This is a genomic window from Pseudomonas sp. NFACC42-2 (genome assembly GCF_900116055.1).
GTDB lineage: Bacteria > Pseudomonadota > Gammaproteobacteria > Pseudomonadales > Pseudomonadaceae > Aquipseudomonas > Aquipseudomonas marginalis.
This window is the reverse complement of sequence record NZ_FOZO01000003.1, coordinates 476,216-493,010: the sequence shown is the minus strand read 5'-3', so window position 1 is coordinate 493,010 and position 16,795 is coordinate 476,216. Positions and strand designations below refer to the sequence as shown.

Genomic DNA, 16,795 nt, shown 5'->3' with positions numbered 1-16,795 from the left:
GGCGCCGGGCTTTTCTTGATGAACGCACCGGCTGCCATAAGGCGCAGCCAGCGGGGCCGGGACCCGCATTGCCGCAACCGGTGTGTGTAAATACCACCGCCAGTCACGAAAATAGAGAAACCTTCGGAAATACCATTGGCACGTTCCGGAAAAAGGGTTAAGGTGGCGCCACTGTGCTGCTTGTGTCACTGAGAATCTCTACACGATATGTTGAATTTCGATCCAACCATCTCCAAGAATTTTTCCTGCTCTTTGCACTCAGTCTCGGCCAGGGCTTTTCCTGAGTCGCAGTTAACTTTGTCCAAGGAGATACACCATGTCTAATCGCCAAACTGGTACCGTTAAGTGGTTCAACGATGAAAAAGGCTTCGGCTTCATCACTCCACAATCCGGTGACGACCTGTTCGTTCACTTCAAAGCTATCCAATCCGACGGCTTCAAAAGCCTGAAAGAAGGCCAACAGGTTTCTTTCATCGCTACCCGCGGTCAGAAAGGCATGCAAGCTGAAGAAGTTCAAGTTATCTAACTTGTACTGACTCAGTCGAAAAGACCCCGCCCTTAAAAGCGGGGTTTTTTTATGCCTGGGATTTGGGCATATATGAATAAAATGTCGTGCGCAAAAAATGTGGGAGGGGGCTTGCCCCCGATGGCGGCGTAGCAGTCGATACTTGCATTGACTGACAGACCACTATCGGGGGCAAGCCCCCTCCCACATTCAAGCACTCAAGCACTCAAGCGGCGTGGTTATTGAAACAACGACTCACTCGACAAGCCATTCTTCTCCAGGATCTCGCGCAAGCGCTTGAGCCCTTCCACCTGGATCTGCCGCACCCGCTCACGGGTCAGGCCAATCTCCAGGCCTACGTCCTCCAGCGTGCTGCTCTCATGACCACGCAGGCCGAAGCGGCGTATCACCACCTCACGCTGCTTGTCAGTGAGCTCCGACAGCCACTGGTCAATGCTTTGGGAAAGATCATCGTCCTGCAGCAGCTCGCAGGGATCCGTAGGACGATCATCCGTCAGGGTGTCCAGCAGGGTTTTATCCGAGTCCGGACCCAGCGAGACGTCGACCGAAGACACACGCTCGTTAAGACCCAGCATGCGCTTGACCTCTCCTACCGGTTTTTCCAGCAGGTTGGCGATTTCTTCGGGCGAGGGTTCATGATCGAGTTTTTGAGTGAGCTCACGTGCCGCCCGCAGGTAGACGTTGAGTTCCTTGACCACATGGATCGGCAACCGGATCGTGCGGGTCTGATTCATGATCGCCCGTTCGATGGTCTGGCGAATCCACCAGGTGGCATAGGTCGAGAAGCGGAAGCCCCGCTCAGGATCGAACTTCTCCACCGCCCGGATCAAGCCCAGGTTGCCCTCCTCGATCAGGTCCAACAAGGACAGCCCACGATTGACGTAGCGTCGGGCGATTTTCACCACCAGGCGCAGGTTGCTTTCAATCATGCGCTTGCGCCCAGCCGGATCACCCTTTTGCGACAAGCGCGCAAAATGGACTTCTTCTTCGGGAGTCAGCAGAGGGGAAAAGCCGATTTCATTGAGGTACAGCTGGGTCGCATCGAGCGCCCGCGTGTAATCAATGTATTTGTGTTGCTTTAACGCGGTGGAGTTCTTGGATTTGGTGCGAACTGAAGGTACAGCAGGTCCCTCATTCGACATCGATTCCGTAGCGATGCCGGTCTCCATAAGGAGAACCTCATCGTCGATGTCAAACTCCGGCGCTTCTTTACTGAGAGCCATTGTTATAGTCCTTTGGTGAGTTCGACCTCAAGCTCAAGCGACGCCTTTATCCTTGGCAACGCTGGAGCCTGTTCCTTCTACGTGAGGAACAGGCTGTGCAACATATCAACGACGGGGTAGGAATTGCAGTGGATCTACAGGCTTCCCTTGACGGCGAATCTCAAAGTGCAGTTTCACCCGGTCCGTACCAGTTGATCCCATTTCGGCAATTGTCTGTCCGACTTTGACCTGCTGCCCCTCCCGAACCAACAGCCTACGGTTGTGGCCGTAAGCACTGACGTAGGTATCGCTGTGTTTGATGATGACCAGCTCGCCGTAGCCCCGCAAACCACTCCCGGCGTACACCACCGTCCCATCAGACGCAGCTAAAACAGGCTGTCCCAAATCCCCGGCAATATCAATGCCTTTATTCAAACTGCCGTTTGAAGAGAATTTTCCAATTAACACTCCATTTGAGGGCCATCCCCAACCGGTCGGCGCAGGCCCTGCGGGGGGCAACGGCGCGGGTGCCGGCTTGTTCGCGACACTCGGCGAAGCGGTACCCGCAGGCCGGGTAATGATGGTGGTTTTGCTCGAAGACGACGGCGAAGATCCGGTGTTTGTCACAACTGCCGTAGGGGTAGAACCGGTGCGACCGTCAAAGCGAATCGTCTGACCCGGATGTATCGTGTAGGGCACAGGAATATTGTTACGGGCTGCAAGAGCCTTGTAGTCCCAGCCATAACGGAAGGCAATCGAGAACAAGGTGTCGCCCTTGCGCACGACATACTGCCCGGTGGTCACCGTCGGCTTTTGTGGTGCAGCGTTATTGCGGTCAACGACCCGTGCACCGCTGCTTGGCGAGCTGGAACACCCTACCAGAAGGGAACCAAAGACAAGGCCAAGCACCAGTCGCTGAAAACTTGTTTTACTCATACGCTGCGCAAGACCTGTGAGACTCACCCGCCGCTCCCTTTGTGGTGGCTGAACATGAATGCCTGTATCAGGCTTGAAATATGACGCAAGTATAACTGGGCATTGAAGTTTTACCGTCACGCGACTGAAACGAATCATTCTGCGCGTTGAATCGCCCCGCCTATCACGTTGACTTGATAGACCCCGCCGTAAGACACATCCTCACCAACAGAATTCACTGCCCGCGAAAAATGATCAGGCCAGCGGGCCATTGAGCAACGGCACGAAACGCACGGCGCCGAGTACATGCCGGGAAAAACCGTCGTCTTCACGGACAATAAGCATCAATTGTTGCACTTCACCGGACCCCACCGGAATGACCAGCCGCCCACCCGGGGCCAGTTGATCGAGCAGCGCCTGCGGCACATCGGTGGCCACGGCAGTGACGATAATCCCGTTGTAGGGCGCCAGCGCCGGCCAACCTTCCCAACCATCGCCCCAGCGGAATACCACGTTGCGCAGGTTCAGCTCCACCAGGCGTTCCTTGGCGCGGTCCTGCAGCACCTTGATGCGCTCCACCGAGAACACCCGCTCCACCAGTTGCGATAGCACCGCCGTCTGGTAGCCGGAACCGGTGCCGATCTCCAGCACCTTGTCCAACGGCCCCGCCGCCAGCAGCAGCTCGCTCATGCGCGCAACCATATAAGGCTGGGAGATGGTCTGGTTATGGCCGATGGGCAATGCCGTGTCTTCGTAGGCACGATGGGCCAAGGCTTCATCGACAAAGAGGTGGCGAGGCGTACGCCGGATCACTTCCAACACCTGGGCGTTGGAAAGCCCCTCTTCGTACAGGCGCTGGATCAAACGCTCACGGGTGCGCTGGGAGGTCATCCCGATGCCCCGGCGCAGCAGGTCGTCTTGTTCACGAGCCATCAGCGCAGCCCCTCCAGCCAGCCATCGAGACCACTGAAGGCATCACTGAAGGTGCGATCAAGTTGCAACGGGGTAATCGACACATAGCCTTGCATCACCGCGTGAAAGTCCGTGCCTGGGCCACCGTCTTCGGCATCGCCCGCTGCCGCGATCCAGTAGCCTTCCTTGCCACGCGGGTCGACGACCTTCAACGGCGCTGCCGCACGGGCGCGATGGCCCAGGCGCGTAAGCTGGATACCGCGAATGTGGTCGAGGGGCAAATTGGGAATGTTGACGTTGAGCACCGTGCGCGGCGGCAGGTCCAGGGCGCCATGGGCCTCCACCAGCTTGCGCGCGAAATAGGCCGCGGTGGGCAGGTTGTCCAGTTGCCGCGATGCCAACGAAAACGCAAACGAGGTGCGGCCAAGGAAGCGTCCTTCAAGCGCCGCCGCCACCGTGCCGGAATACAGCACGTCGTCGCCAAGGTTGGCGCCGAGGTTGATGCCCGACACCACCAGGTCCGGCTCCTGGTCCAACAAACTGTTGATCGCCAGGTGCACGCAGTCGGTGGGGGTGCCGTTCACACTGATAAAGCCATTGGCCAGAACCTGCGGGTGCAGCGGACGGTCGAGCGTCAGCGAACTGCTGGCGCCGCTCTTGTCCTGGTCGGGGGCAACCACCACGCACTCGGCGTAATCCTGCAGCGCAGCATAGAGCGCGGCAAGGCCGGGTGCGGTGGCACCGTCATCGTTTGATATCAGAATACGCATGGGCTGTCCGTCTGCCCCACCGGCACCAGATCAACAAGCTCGCGCACCAAGACAGTGGCGAAGCATCCGGCCGGCAGGACGAATTCCAATTGCAGAATGTCAGGCCCGGGATAATGCCACGTCAACCCGCCAATGGGCAGTCGCAGAATGCGACGTTCCTGGCTCATGCCGGCACTCACCAGCCAATCACGCAGGTCGGCTTCACCGGCGGTAACCGCCTGCTCCAACTCAAACGTGACACCTGTCGCCGGAGAATCACCCTCGCCCCACTGCGGGCCGGTGGGGTGCAGGTCCAGGATCGCCAGGCGCGGGTCGCTGCACTCAGCCTCCCCCGCCGGAAAAAAGCTGCGGCTGTCGGTAAACGCCAGCAGATCACCCACTTGCGCGCGCTGCCAGGAACCGTCGGCGACGCGCGCCGCCAGCACTTTGTTGAAGAGAAAACTGCGCGCGGTGGACAACAACCGCGAACGCACATTGCGCTGCTCCGGGAGGGCCTTGCGCGCCGCCCATTCCCGCGCGTCGACGACATTGCCACCGTTGTGGCCAAAACGCTGGGTGCCGAAATAGTTGGGGATGCCGTACTGGGCAATCAATTGCAACCGAGCGTCAATGGCGGCGGTATCACCGGCCAATTGGGTCAGGCGCAAGGTAAAGCCGTTGGCCGAGTGCGCGCCACGCTGCAGCTTGCGCTTGTGGCGGGCGGTTTTCAGGATCCTGAGGGTGTCGTTTTCCGCAGAGCTCATGTCCGGATCGGCCTTGCCCGGCAGTTGAACGCTGAACCACTGGCGGGTCAACGCCTGGCGGTCCTTGAGCCCGGCATAGCTGACAGTGCGCAACGGCACGCCAGCCGCCTTGGCGATACGCCGCGCGGCTTCCTCAGTATTGAGCCCGCGCTTCTCAACCCACAACCACAGGTGCTCGCCTTCGCCGCTGAGCGGAATATCGAGCACTTCGTCGACCTGGAAATCTTCAGCCGTGGCCTTCAGGACCGCGCTGCCCAGGGCCTCGCCATAGGCACGCGGGCCCAGCAGTTGCAGGTCGTTCATGCGCGCAGCAACAAGGCGACGGAGTGCACCGCGATGCCCTCTTCACGACCGGTGAACCCGAGCTTTTCGGTGGTGGTGGCTTTCACGTTGACTTGATCCAATTCAATTTGCAGGTCTGCGGCAATCAGTGCGCGCATGGATTCGATATGCGGGGCCATTTTCGGCGCCTGGGCCACGATGGTGTTATCGACATTGCCGACCTTCCAGCCCTTGGCATGGATCAGGCCGACCACATGGCGCAGCAGGGCACGGCTGTCCGCGCCCTTGAAGGTGGGATCGGTATCCGGAAAGTGCTTGCCGATATCGCCCAGTGCCGCCGCGCCGAGCAAGGCGTCGCTCAAGGCATGCAGGACAACGTCGCCGTCGGAATGAGCCAGCAACCCATGGTGGTGCGCAATGCGCACGCCGCCCAGGGTGATGAAATCGCCTTCAGCGAAACGGTGCACATCGTAGCCGTGGCCAATACGCATAAAAAAACGCCCCGATTTAATTCAGGGCGTGATTCTACCTACTTTTGCCTCACATTAACCGAGCAAAGCACGACCATGATGTCGCAAATGGTCTTCGATGAAGCTGGCGATAAAGAAGTAGCTGTGGTCGTAGCCGGGCTGCAGGCGCAGTTCCAGCGGATGGCTGGCCGCCCTGGCCGCTTGCTGCAAGGCTTCGGGCTTGAGCTGCACGGCGAGGAAATCGTCGCGGTCACCTTGATCCACCAGCAACGGCAGCTTTTCCGAGGCCTCTCCGATCAGCACGCAGGCATCCCATTCGCGCCATTTGGCGCGCTCTTCACCCAGGTAACGGGAGAAGGCTTTCTGGCCCCACGGGCAATCCATCGGATTATTGATCGGCGAAAACGCCGACACCGACAGGTAACGCCCAGGGTTGCGCAGGGCACACACCAACGCACCGTGGCCGCCCATGGAGTGGCCACTGATGCCGCGCTTGTCCGAAGCCGGAAAATGCGCCTCAACCAATGCCGGCAATTCCTGCACCACGTAGTCATGCATCCGATAGTGCTTGGCCCACGGCTCCTGCGTGGCATTCAGGTAAAACCCTGCGCCCAGGCCGAAATCCCAGGCATTGTCCGGGTCGCCCGGTACACCGGGCCCACGCGGGCTGGTGTCCGGCGCCACGATGATCAACCCCAGTTCCGCCGCCATGCGCTGGGCACCGGCTTTCTGCATGAAGTTCTCATCGGTGCAGGTCAGGCCGGACAGCCAGTACAGCACCGGCAGCTTGCCGCCCTGCTCCGCTTGCGGCGGCAGGTAGACGGCGAAGGTCATGTCGCAGCCGAGCACATCGGAGTGATGCTTGTAGCGTTTATGCCAGCCGCCGAAGCTCTTCTGGCACGACAGGTTTTCCAGGCTCATGGGCAACCTCAGAAGTGAATGACGGTACGAATGCTCTTGCCTTCATGCATCAGGTCAAACGCTTTGTTGATGTCTTCCAGACCCATGGTGTGGGTGATGAAAGTGTCCAGCGGAATCTCGCCGGTCTGGGCCATTTCCACGTAGCTTGGCAACTCGGTACGGCCGCGTACGCCACCGAACGCCGAGCCACGCCAGACGCGACCGGTCACCAGCTGGAATGGGCGGGTGGAGATTTCCTGGCCGGCACCGGCAACGCCGATGATCACCGACTCGCCCCACCCCTTGTGGCAGCACTCGAGCGCGGCACGCATCAGTTGCACGTTGCCGATGCACTCGAAGGAAAAGTCCACGCCACCGTCAGTCAAATCGACAATCACGTCCTGGATCGGGCGGTCATAGTCTTTCGGATTAATGCAGTCGGTAGCGCCCAGTTGCTTGGCGATCTCGAATTTGGCCGGGTTGATGTCAATCGCAATGATACGGCCGGCCTTGGCCTTGACCGCACCGATCACGGCCGACAGGCCGATACCGCCAAGACCGAAGATGGCCACGGTGTCACCCGGCTTGACCTTGGCGGTGTTGATCACCGCACCGATGCCGGTGGTGACGCCACAGCCGAGCAGGCAGACCTTCTCCAGCGGCGCTTCTTTGGGAATCTTGGCGACGGAAATTTCCGGCAGCACGGTGTACTCGGAGAACGTCGAGGTGCCCATGTAGTGGAAAATCGGCTGCCCCTTGTAGGAAAAGCGCGTGGTGCCATCCGGCATCAGGCCTTTGCCTTGGGTGGAACGAATGGCCTGGCACAGGTTGGTCTTGCCCGACAGGCAGAATTTGCACTTGCCGCATTCCGGGGTGTACAGCGGGATCACATGGTCGCCCACCGCCACCGACGTCACGCCCTCGCCGATGGCTTCGACCACCGCACCGCCTTCATGGCCAAGGATGGATGGGAAGATGCCTTCCGGGTCAGCGCCGGACAGGGTGTAGGCGTCGGTATGACAAACCCCGGAGGCGACCACACGCAACAGCACTTCGCCAGCCTTGGGCATGGCCACGTCGACTTCCACGATCTCGAGGGGTTTCTTGGCTTCAAAGGCAACGGCAGCGCGGGACTTGATCATCCAGGTTTCTCCAGGGCGTTAAAAATGATGGAGAGAGTGTAAAACATGGCTCCTTGATTAATAATCCAGGCAAAAGCAAAACTTTATTGCTGTATAGGGATAATCACCATGTTGGAGAACCGCTGGGAAGGCATCGATGAGTTCGTTGCCGTTGCCGAATGCAGCCAATTCACGGCAGCCGCCGAGCGGCTGGGGGTGTCGTCGTCCCATATCAGCCGCCAAGTGGCGCGCCTGGAAGAGCGCCTGCAAACGCGGTTGCTGTATCGCAGTACCCGTAAGGTGACCCTGACTGAAGCGGGTCAGACATTTCTGCAACATTGCCAGCGTCTACAGGACGGCCGCGAAGAAGCCCTGCGTGCGGTGGGTGACCTTGCCAGCGAGCCAAAAGGCATGTTGCGCATGACCTGCGCGGTGGCCTATGGCGAGCGTTTCATCGTGCCGCTGGTGACGCGGTTCATGGGCCTGTACCCGCAATTGCGGGTGGATATCGAACTGAGCAACCGCCAACTGGATCTGGTGCACGAAGGCCTCGATCTGGCGATTCGCCTGGGGCGCTTGCAGGATTCGCGCATGGTTGCCAGCCGCCTCGCACCTCGACGTATGTACCTGTGCGCGTCGCCGTCCTACCTGGCCCGGTACGGACGGCCCCATAGCTTGTCGGAGTTGAGTCGGCATAACTGCCTGATCGGCAGCTCGGATATTTGGCAGCTGGCCCAGGACGGGCGCGAATTTTCCCAACGGGTACAGGGAAACTGGCGCTGTAACAGTGGGCAAGCGGTGTTGGATGCGGCGTTGCAAGGGGTGGGGTTGTGCCAACTGCCGGACTATTACGTGCTGGAGCATCTGCACAGCGGCGCGCTGGTGTCGCTGCTGGAGGCGCATCAGCCGCCGAATACGGCGGTGTGGGCGCTGTATCCGCAGCAGCGACATTTGTCGCCAAAGGTCAGGAAGCTGGTGGATTTCTTGAAAGAGGGGTTGGCCGAACGGCCGGAGTACAGCGGTTGAGTATTGGGTGCCTAGGCGGGCCTCATCGCGGGCAAGCCCGGCTCCCACATTTGACCGAGCTGTCTGGGGAGAAGGTGATCGAATGTGGGAGCTGGCTTGCCTGCGATGAAGTCGACACGGTGCAATTGACTACCGGCGATTGGCCCACCGCAGTCGCAGCCACTCCAGGTCTTCCGGCCGGGTCACCTTGATATTGTCCGAGCGCCCTTCGATCAAGCGCGGCGCCTGCCCGGACCATTCCATGGCCGAGGCTTCATCGGTGATCACCGCATCGGCCACCAGGCTGTCAGCCAATGCGCGGTGCAAGGCCCCGAGGCGGAACATCTGCGGCGTATAGGCTTGCCAGATCAAGCTGCGGTCGACGGTTTCCACCACCCGCCCCAGCTTGTCGACGCGCTTGAGAGTATCGCGAGCCGGCACCGCCAGCAGGCCGCCTACCGGATCGTCCGCCAACTCGGCCAGCAACTTGTCGAGGTCATCACGGCTCAAATTAGGCCGCGCCGCATCATGCACCAACACCCAATCGTCATCGCCGGCGCCCAGGGCATTGAGTTGCAGCAGTGCATTGAGCACCGAACCCGAGCGCTCCGAACCACCGTCCGCACGTTGGATACGCGGGTCAGCGGCACACGCCAGGTCGGGCCAATACGGATCATCAGCAGCAAGACTGACCACCAACCCCTTGAGGCTGGGATGGTCGAGAAAACAGCCAAGGCTGTGTTCGAGAATAGTGCGCCCGCCCAATTGCAAGTACTGCTTGGGACGGTCCGCGGCCATCCGGGCACCGACGCCCGCGGCAGGTATTACGGCCCAGAAGGCCGGCAAACGGTAACTCATTGGGCCAACTGGTAGAGGGTTTCGCCCTCCTTGACCATGCCCAACTCATGACGGGCCCGCTCTTCAACGGTCTCGGTACCCTTTTTCAGCTCAAGCACTTCGGCATCTAGGACGCGGTTGCGCTCCAGCAGGCGTTCGTTCTCGGCGTGCTGGTCGGCAATTTGCTGGGTCAGGTCTTTTACCTGCGCAAAGCTGCCATTACCTACCCACAGGCGGTACTGCAGGCCAGCCAGCAACAAGAGCAAGACGAGGAACAACCAATTGGGACTGCGCATCGAATATCGGGTATCCAGTGGAAAAACACGCCATGCAAAACTTTTACAGCAACTGATAGCACGAAGCCTGGAAGAACCAGGCTTGTGCTTGATCGCCATCAGATTAGCGTCGAAACTCGCACCTTCGTGATCTTTCCGACGCAATCCACCGACTTTTTACCACTTACCGATCAGCCGCGAAACTCGCCGCGACCGTTGTACTTGGCTTTGCCGGCCAGTTGCTCTTCGATACGCAGCAATTGGTTGTACTTGGACACACGGTCGGAACGGCACAGGGAGCCGGTCTTGATCTGGCCCGCCGAAGTGCCCACGGCCAGGTCGGCGATGGTCGAATCTTCGGTTTCGCCGGAGCGGTGCGAGATCACGGCGGTGTAGCCCGCAGCCTTGGCCATCTGGATGGCTTCCAGGGTTTCGGTCAGGGTGCCGATCTGGTTGAACTTGATCAGGATCGAGTTGGCGATCTTTTTGTCGATGCCTTCTTTCAGGATCTTGGTGTTGGTCACGAACAGGTCGTCACCCACCAGCTGGACTTTTTCGCCGATCTTGTCGGTGAGGATCTTCCAGCCATCCCAGTCGGACTCGTCCAGGCCGTCTTCGATCGAGATGATCGGATAGCGCTGGGTCAGGCCCTTCAGGTACTCGGCAAAACCTTCGGAGTTGAACACCTGGCCTTCGCCGGACAGGTTGTATTTGCCATCTTCGTAGAACTCGCTGGCGGCGCAGTCCAGGGCCAGGGTCACGTCGGTGCCCAACGTGTAGCCGGCGTTGGCCACGGCTTCGGAGATCACTTTCAGTGCATCTTCGTTGGACGCCAGGTTCGGTGCGAAACCACCTTCGTCACCTACGGCAGTGCTCAGGCCACGAGCTTTCAGCACGGCTTTGAGGTGATGGAAAATCTCGGTGCCCATGCGCAGGCCTTCGGAGAAGGTCTTGGCGCCGACCGGCTGCACCATGAATTCCTGGATATCGACGTTGTTGTCGGCATGCTCGCCACCGTTGATGATGTTCATCATCGGAACCGGCATCGAGTACACACCTGGGGTACCGTTCAGGTTGGCGATGTGGGCATACAACGGCAGGTCCTGGTCCTGGGCGGCCGCCTTGGCAGCAGCCAGGGACACGGCGAGGATGGCGTTGGCGCCGAGGCTGCCTTTGTTTTCAGTGCCGTCGAGCTTGATCATCGCGTGGTCCAGGGCTTTCTGGTCCAGCGGGTCCTTGCCCAGCAGCAGGTCGCGGATCGGACCGTTGATGTTGGCTACGGCCTTGAGGACACCCTTGCCCAGGTAACGGCTCTTGTCGCCATCACGCAGTTCCAGCGCTTCGCGCGAACCTGTGGAAGCACCGGACGGCGCGCAGGCGCTGCCGATGATGCCGTTATCGAGAAGCACGTCGGCTTCGACGGTGGGGTTGCCACGGGAGTCGAGAACTTCACGACCTTTGATGTCGACGATTTTTGCCATTGTTGTAAACACTCCAAAGTTGACGAAAACGACGCAGCTGAAGGAAATCTTTTGACCGACCGCAAGGGTGGAACAACGGGGCAGGCTTGCAGGCGACAAGGCTCAGGCCCGTAGGCCTGAGCGTAAAGCGTGGGAAAGTCTACCGGAGAATCAACGCTTACGCGGTCTCTACCGTCGGAAAACTCTTGACCAGCTCGTCCAACTGCTTGAGCTGGGCCAGGAATGGCTCCAGCTTGTCCAGGCGCAGGGCGCATGGACCGTCGCATTTGGCGTTGTCCGGGTCCGGGTGGGCTTCGAGGAACAGGCCCGCCAGGGACTGGCTGATGCCGGCCTTGGCCAGGTCCAGTACCTGGGCACGGCGCCCACCGGCGGAATCGGCGCGACCACCGGGCATTTGCAGCGCGTGGGTCACGTCGAAGAACACCGGGTATTCGAACTGCTTCATGATGCCGAAACCGAGCATGTCCACCACGAGGTTGTTGTAGCCGAAGCTCGAACCGCGCTCGCAGAGGATCAACTGGTCGTTACCCGCTTCCACGCACTTGTTCAGGATGTGTTTCATCTCCTGGGGCGCGAGGAACTGGGCTTTCTTGATATTGATCACCGCGCCGGTCCTGGCCATCGCGACCACGAGGTCGGTCTGGCGCGACAGGAAGGCCGGCAGCTGGATGATGTCGCACACCTCGGCGACCACGGCAGCCTGTTCAGGCTCGTGGACGTCGGTGATGATCGGCACGCCGAAGGCTTGCTTGATGTCCTGGAAGATCCGCATGCCTTCTTCAAGGCCCGGGCCGCGATAGGAGGTCACGGACGAACGGTTGGCCTTGTCGAAGCTGGCCTTGAACACGTAGGGGATACCCAGTTTCTCGGTAACCTTGACGTACTCTTCACAGACCTGCATCGCCATGTCACGGCTTTCCAGCACGTTCATGCCGCCGAACAGCACCATGGGCTTGTCGTTGGCAATCTCGATGTCGCCTACGCGAATGATCTTCTGGGCCATCAGGTTTACGCCTTCTTCTGGTGTTGCGTCAGTGCAGCCTTGACGAAACCGCTGAACAACGGGTGACCGTCGCGCGGAGTCGAGGTGAACTCAGGGTGGAACTGGCAAGCGACGAACCATGGATGATCCGGGGCCTCGACCACTTCAACCAGCGCGCCATCACCGGAGCGACCGGAGATTTTCAGGCCAGCCTCTTTGATCTGCGGCAGCAGGTTGTTGTTCACTTCGTAGCGGTGACGGTGACGCTCGACGATCACGTCCTTGCCGTAGCAATCGTGAACCAGGGAACCCGGCTCCAGCAGGCAGTCTTGCGCGCCAAGGCGCATGGTGCCGCCCAGGTCGGAGCTTTCGGTACGGGTTTCGACGGCACCGGTGGCATCTTCCCACTCGGTGATCAGGCCCACGACCGGGTGGCCGCTCTTGCTGTCGAACTCGGTGGAGTTGGCGTCTTTCCAGCCCATCACGTTACGGGCGAATTCGATAACGGCCACTTGCATGCCCAGGCAGATGCCCAGGTACGGCACCTTGTTCTCACGAGCGTACTGCACGGCGGTGATCTTGCCCTCCACGCCACGCAGGCCGAAACCGCCTGGAACGAGGATCGCATCGACACCTTCGAGCAACGCTGTGCCCTGGTTCTCGATGTCTTCGGAATCGATGTAGCGCAGGTTGACCTTGGTACGGTTGCTGATGCCCGCGTGGCTCATCGCTTCGATCAGCGACTTGTAGGCGTCCAGCAGCTCCATGTACTTGCCGACCATGGCGATGGTGACTTCGTGCTCAGGGTTGAGCTTGGCGTCAACCACGGCTTCCCACTCGGACAGGTCCGCGCCGTTGCACTGCAGGCCGAAACGCTCGACCACAAAATCATCCAGGCCTTGCGAATGCAGGATGCCCGGGATCTTGTAGATGGTGTCGGCGTCTTCGAGGGCAATCACCGCACGTTCTTCAACGTTGGTGAACTGCGCGATCTTGCGACGCGAGGAAATGTCGATCGGGTGGTCGGAGCGGCATACCAGCACGTCCGGCTGCAGGCCGATTGAACGCAGTTCCTTGACCGAGTGCTGGGTAGGCTTGGTTTTGGTTTCGCCGGCGGTGGCGATGTACGGCACCAACGTGAGGTGCATCAGCATCGCGCGCTTGGCGCCGACTTCGAAACGCAGCTGGCGGATGGCTTCGAGGAACGGCTGGGATTCGATATCACCCACGGTGCCCCCGATCTCGACCATCGCCACGTCGGCATCGCCTGCACCCTTGATGATGCGGCGCTTGATTTCGTCGGTGATGTGCGGGATCACCTGGATGGTTGCACCCAGGTAGTCACCACGGCGCTCTTTGCGCAGCACGTGCTCGTAGACGCGGCCGGTGGTGAAGTTGTTGTTCTGGGTCATGGTCGTGCGGATGAACCGCTCGTAGTGGCCCAGGTCCAGGTCGGTCTCGGCGCCGTCGTGTGTGACGAACACTTCACCGTGCTGGAACGGGCTCATGGTGCCCGGGTCGACGTTGATGTACGGGTCCAGCTTGAGCATGGTGACTTTAAGCCCCCGCGCCTCCAGGATGGCCGCCAATGAAGCGGAGGCAATGCCTTTCCCCAATGAAGAAACAACACCGCCCGTGACGAATATGTAGCGCGTCATGAAAAACCCTAGAAGTCTGCGTTAAAGCGGTCCGAGCCGCCGGGGAAAGCGAAGAGAGGCCGAAGCCCCCGATCACCTGCATTAATCACAGTGCACCTTTCAAAAAAACCGCCGCGTTGTGACAGACCAGCAGTGAAACTGCCGGTACGTTGATCGCTACACATTTTTTGGAATCGCCCAGCAAAGACTGCTTGGTAATCGGCAACTGCTGCGATTCAGGCGAATCCACAGAAGTTGTATCAAGAAGGGAGCGTAGTCTACCGGAAAGGCGCTATCAGCTCAAACCTTGATCGCAGCTCCGTGGCATCCAATGTAATTGCCAAGCTTCACTCGGTGCGGCCCAGAGTCCAGTGAGGAGGGGCACGCCGAGCAATTGCTCGCCCTGATACAGCAGCGGCAATCTGCCACGGACGAAGCTCGGCACACCATGCTCATTAAGCAGGCGCTTCAAGTCACGCCGGCCCCGGCCTGGCACTTCAAGCATTTCACCGCCCTGGCGATAACGCACCTCCAGCGGGCCTTCGGGCACCTTGCCGCTCATTTCCAGCAGGCCATTGCCGGGTAACTCTAGTGGCTTTTGCGGATCAGGCCAGCTCACCGATGCGTGGGAAAACTCCGACCAGCCGCGAGGCAACCACCAGATGCGTGCGCCGCAACGGTGCAACTCCCCATCAGCCAGACGCCATAAGGGCTGCGCGTCGCCCTTGGCGTCGCGCAGGGAATACCAGCCGGCCCAATGGTCGCTGTCGGGTAAACGGGTCAGCGGCGCCAGCCAATGGCGCAGGACATTGCGCTGACGGGCATCGGAAAGTTCGCGCAGTGGACCAAGGTCCAATGATGGCAACACCAGCCAAGGAAACCGCGAAGGTTGATCGGCGGCTTGCAGGTCCATGCAGGCCAGTTCACCCAGCAGCGCCTGGGCTTCATCGAGGTGGTCGGCAGTCCGGGCCAGACTGGAGACAGCTTGGGGCCAACGCGCCGTCAGCGTCGGGATCACGCGGTGACGCAGGTAATTACGGGAGAAACGTGGATCGGTGTTGGAAGGATCTTCAATCCACGTGAGTTGATGCTCATCGGCGTAGGCTTCCAGCTCGGCGCGCGAGACCTCCAGCAACGGCCGCACCAGGAAACCACCTGCCAACGGGCGATGCGCAGGCATTGCGGCGAGCCCTCGCACCCCGGCACCGCGCAGCAGGCGGAATAGCAGCGTTTCGGCTTGATCATCGCGATGCTGGCCGGTGAGTAACACTTCCCCTGCCCCGATCACCTCGGCAAAAGCCCGGTAACGCGCATCACGCGCTGCACGCTCAAGACTGGCGCCGGGCTGCACGTGCACGCGCATGACCCGCAAGGGTACGCCCAGGCTGTCGCACACCGACTGGCAATGACCTGGCCAGGCGTCGGCGACAGCCTGCAGGCCATGGTGGACATGGACGGCGCTTAGAGGCGGAAGGGCTTCGGCGTTGGCCAGGAGATGCAGCAGGACAGTGGAATCAAGACCACCAGAGAAGGCGATATGCCAAGCAGGGGCGTTGCGCCAGGGGGCCAGGGCGTGCAGGAGCTTGGCGGATAAAGTCGGTTTCATCACAGGTTACCGCCGCAAATCTGGAATACCCAAGCCAAGCATACACAAAGCAAATGTGGGAGGGGGCTTGCCCCCGATAGCGGTGCATCAGCCAGTGAATACAGTGACTGACACTCAGCAATCGGGGGCAGGCCCCCTCCCACATTAGTGCTGCTGCGACCTTAGAGACCGTAGCTCATCAGGCGCTCGTAGCGACGGGCCAGCAGCGCTTCGTTGTCCAGCTTCTTGAGCATCGCCAGTTGCGAACCCAGCTCGGCACGGATAGTGGCAGCGGCGGCGGCCGGATCGCGGTGGGCGCCGCCCAATGGCTCGGCGATCACTTTGTCGACGATACCCAGGCCCTTGAGGCGATCGGCAGTGATGCCCATGGCTTCGGCAGCGTCCGGCGCCTTCTCTGCGGTTTTCCACAGGATCGAGGCGCAACCTTCCGGCGAGATCACCGCGTAGGTCGAATATTGCAACATGTTCAACTGGTCGCAGACGCCAATGGCCAGTGCACCGCCGGAACCACCTTCACCGATCACGGTGGCAATGATTGGGGTTTTCAGACGAGACATGACGCGCAGGTTCCAGGCAATCGCTTCGCTCTGGTTGCGCTCTTCGGCATCGATACCCGGGTAAGCACCCGGGGTGTCGATGAAGGTCAGGATCGGCATCTTGAAGCGCTCGGCCATTTCCATCAGGCGGCACGCCTTGCGGTAGCCTTCCGGACGCGGCATACCGAAGTTGCGGCGTACTTTCTCGCGCACTTCACGGCCTTTCTGGTGACCGATGACCATGACCGGCTGGTCGTCCAGGCGAGCGATACCGCCCACGATGGCCGCGTCGTCGGAGAAATGGCGGTCGCCGTGCAGCTCGTCGAACTCGGTGAAGATGTGCTGAATGTAGTCCAGGGTATACGGACGGCGCGGGTGGCGGGCCAGGCGCGCGATCTGCCAGCTGGTCAGCTTGCCGAAGATGTCTTCGGTGAGCGTGCTGCTCTTGTCTTGCAGGCGAGCGATCTCATCGCCGATATTCAGCGAATTGTCATTGCCGACCAGGCGCAGCTCTTCGATCTTGGCTTGCAGGTCAGCGATCGGCTGTTCGAAATCAAGAAAATTCGGGTTCATAAGCGTCCGTCTTGGGTCGACG

The 16,795-nt window shown here is 60.2% G+C and carries 17 protein-coding genes; 2 read left to right on the top strand and 15 right to left on the bottom strand.

Annotated elements, in window-relative coordinates; genetic code table 11:
* Positions 1–316 precede the first annotated feature (316 nt).
* A complete protein-coding gene (locus BM416_RS09585; protein WP_002554837.1) occupies positions 317–526 on the top strand; it encodes a cold-shock protein in 210 nt (69 codons plus the stop codon).
* Positions 527–744: 218 nt separating this feature from the next.
* Here the strand turns inward: BM416_RS09585 and rpoS are convergent, their stop codons facing one another.
* From rpoS to BM416_RS09545, 8 genes are all read right to left on the bottom strand, one after another.
* A complete protein-coding gene (rpoS, locus tag BM416_RS09580; RefSeq protein WP_025855149.1) occupies positions 745–1,749 on the bottom strand; it encodes an RNA polymerase sigma factor RpoS in 1,005 nt (334 codons plus the stop codon).
* A 105-nt stretch (positions 1,750–1,854) separates the two neighbouring features.
* Positions 1,855–2,691 (bottom strand): peptidoglycan DD-metalloendopeptidase family protein, encoded by an 837-nt coding sequence (locus tag BM416_RS09575; RefSeq protein WP_092487660.1) that lies wholly within the window; start codon positions 2,689–2,691, stop codon positions 1,855–1,857.
* A 207-nt stretch (positions 2,692–2,898) separates the two neighbouring features.
* On the bottom strand, positions 2,899–3,534 hold the full coding sequence (locus tag BM416_RS09570) for a protein-L-isoaspartate(D-aspartate) O-methyltransferase (protein ID WP_169899534.1): 636 nt from the start codon (positions 3,532–3,534) through the stop codon (positions 2,899–2,901).
* A 41-nt stretch (positions 3,535–3,575) separates the two neighbouring features.
* The gene (gene surE, locus BM416_RS09565) at positions 3,576–4,325 is read right to left on the bottom strand and encodes a 5'/3'-nucleotidase SurE (protein WP_065926446.1); all 750 of its coding nucleotides are present in this window, start codon (positions 4,323–4,325) and stop codon (positions 3,576–3,578) included.
* A complete protein-coding gene (gene truD / locus BM416_RS09560; RefSeq protein ID WP_092487657.1) occupies positions 4,313–5,371 on the bottom strand; it encodes a tRNA pseudouridine(13) synthase TruD in 1,059 nt (352 codons plus the stop codon). Before truD ends, surE begins: the two co-directional genes overlap by 13 nt.
* The gene (gene ispF, locus BM416_RS09555) at positions 5,368–5,841 is read right to left on the bottom strand and encodes a 2-C-methyl-D-erythritol 2,4-cyclodiphosphate synthase (RefSeq protein WP_092487654.1); all 474 of its coding nucleotides are present in this window, start codon (positions 5,839–5,841) and stop codon (positions 5,368–5,370) included. The genes truD and ispF overlap by 4 nt, the downstream gene beginning before the upstream one ends.
* A 54-nt stretch (positions 5,842–5,895) precedes the next feature.
* A complete protein-coding gene (gene fghA / locus BM416_RS09550; RefSeq protein WP_175539049.1) occupies positions 5,896–6,747 on the bottom strand; it encodes an S-formylglutathione hydrolase in 852 nt (283 codons plus the stop codon).
* A gap of 2 nt (positions 6,748–6,749) precedes the next feature.
* Entirely contained in the window at positions 6,750–7,862 is a 1,113-nt protein-coding gene (locus BM416_RS09545) for an S-(hydroxymethyl)glutathione dehydrogenase/class III alcohol dehydrogenase (RefSeq protein WP_017137160.1), read from the bottom strand.
* A 108-nt stretch (positions 7,863–7,970) separates the two neighbouring features.
* Between BM416_RS09545 and BM416_RS09540 the strand changes: the two genes are divergently transcribed.
* The gene (locus tag BM416_RS09540) at positions 7,971–8,867 is read left to right on the top strand and encodes a LysR substrate-binding domain-containing protein (protein ID WP_053137212.1); all 897 of its coding nucleotides are present in this window, start codon (positions 7,971–7,973) and stop codon (positions 8,865–8,867) included.
* Positions 8,868–8,996: 129 nt separating this feature from the next.
* On the opposite strand, the gene ispD is transcribed toward BM416_RS09540, so the two are convergent.
* The 7 genes from ispD to BM416_RS09505 form a co-directional block, all read right to left on the bottom strand.
* The gene (gene ispD / locus BM416_RS09535) at positions 8,997–9,704 is read right to left on the bottom strand and encodes a 2-C-methyl-D-erythritol 4-phosphate cytidylyltransferase (protein WP_092487649.1); all 708 of its coding nucleotides are present in this window, start codon (positions 9,702–9,704) and stop codon (positions 8,997–8,999) included.
* A complete protein-coding gene (ftsB, locus tag BM416_RS09530) occupies positions 9,701–9,979 on the bottom strand; it encodes a cell division protein FtsB (protein ID WP_003172294.1) in 279 nt (92 codons plus the stop codon). The genes ispD and ftsB overlap by 4 nt, the downstream gene beginning before the upstream one ends.
* A gap of 170 nt (positions 9,980–10,149) precedes the next feature.
* Positions 10,150–11,439 (bottom strand): phosphopyruvate hydratase, encoded by a 1,290-nt coding sequence (eno, locus tag BM416_RS09525; RefSeq protein ID WP_053137218.1) that lies wholly within the window; start codon positions 11,437–11,439, stop codon positions 10,150–10,152.
* A gap of 157 nt (positions 11,440–11,596) precedes the next feature.
* Positions 11,597–12,442: a 3-deoxy-8-phosphooctulonate synthase gene (gene kdsA / locus BM416_RS09520; RefSeq protein ID WP_027604465.1), complete on the bottom strand. Its 846-nt coding sequence runs from the start codon at positions 12,440–12,442 to the stop codon at positions 11,597–11,599.
* A gap of 5 nt (positions 12,443–12,447) precedes the next feature.
* Complete coding sequence (locus tag BM416_RS09515; protein ID WP_053137224.1) at positions 12,448–14,079, bottom strand: CTP synthase; 1,632 nt, start codon at positions 14,077–14,079, stop codon at positions 12,448–12,450.
* A 274-nt stretch (positions 14,080–14,353) separates the two neighbouring features.
* Entirely contained in the window at positions 14,354–15,664 is a 1,311-nt protein-coding gene (gene tilS / locus BM416_RS09510; RefSeq protein ID WP_092487646.1) for a tRNA lysidine(34) synthetase TilS, read from the bottom strand.
* Positions 15,665–15,825: 161 nt separating this feature from the next.
* The gene (locus BM416_RS09505; RefSeq protein ID WP_003172288.1) at positions 15,826–16,773 is read right to left on the bottom strand and encodes an acetyl-CoA carboxylase carboxyltransferase subunit alpha; all 948 of its coding nucleotides are present in this window, start codon (positions 16,771–16,773) and stop codon (positions 15,826–15,828) included.
* Positions 16,774–16,795: the final 22 nt, after the last annotated feature.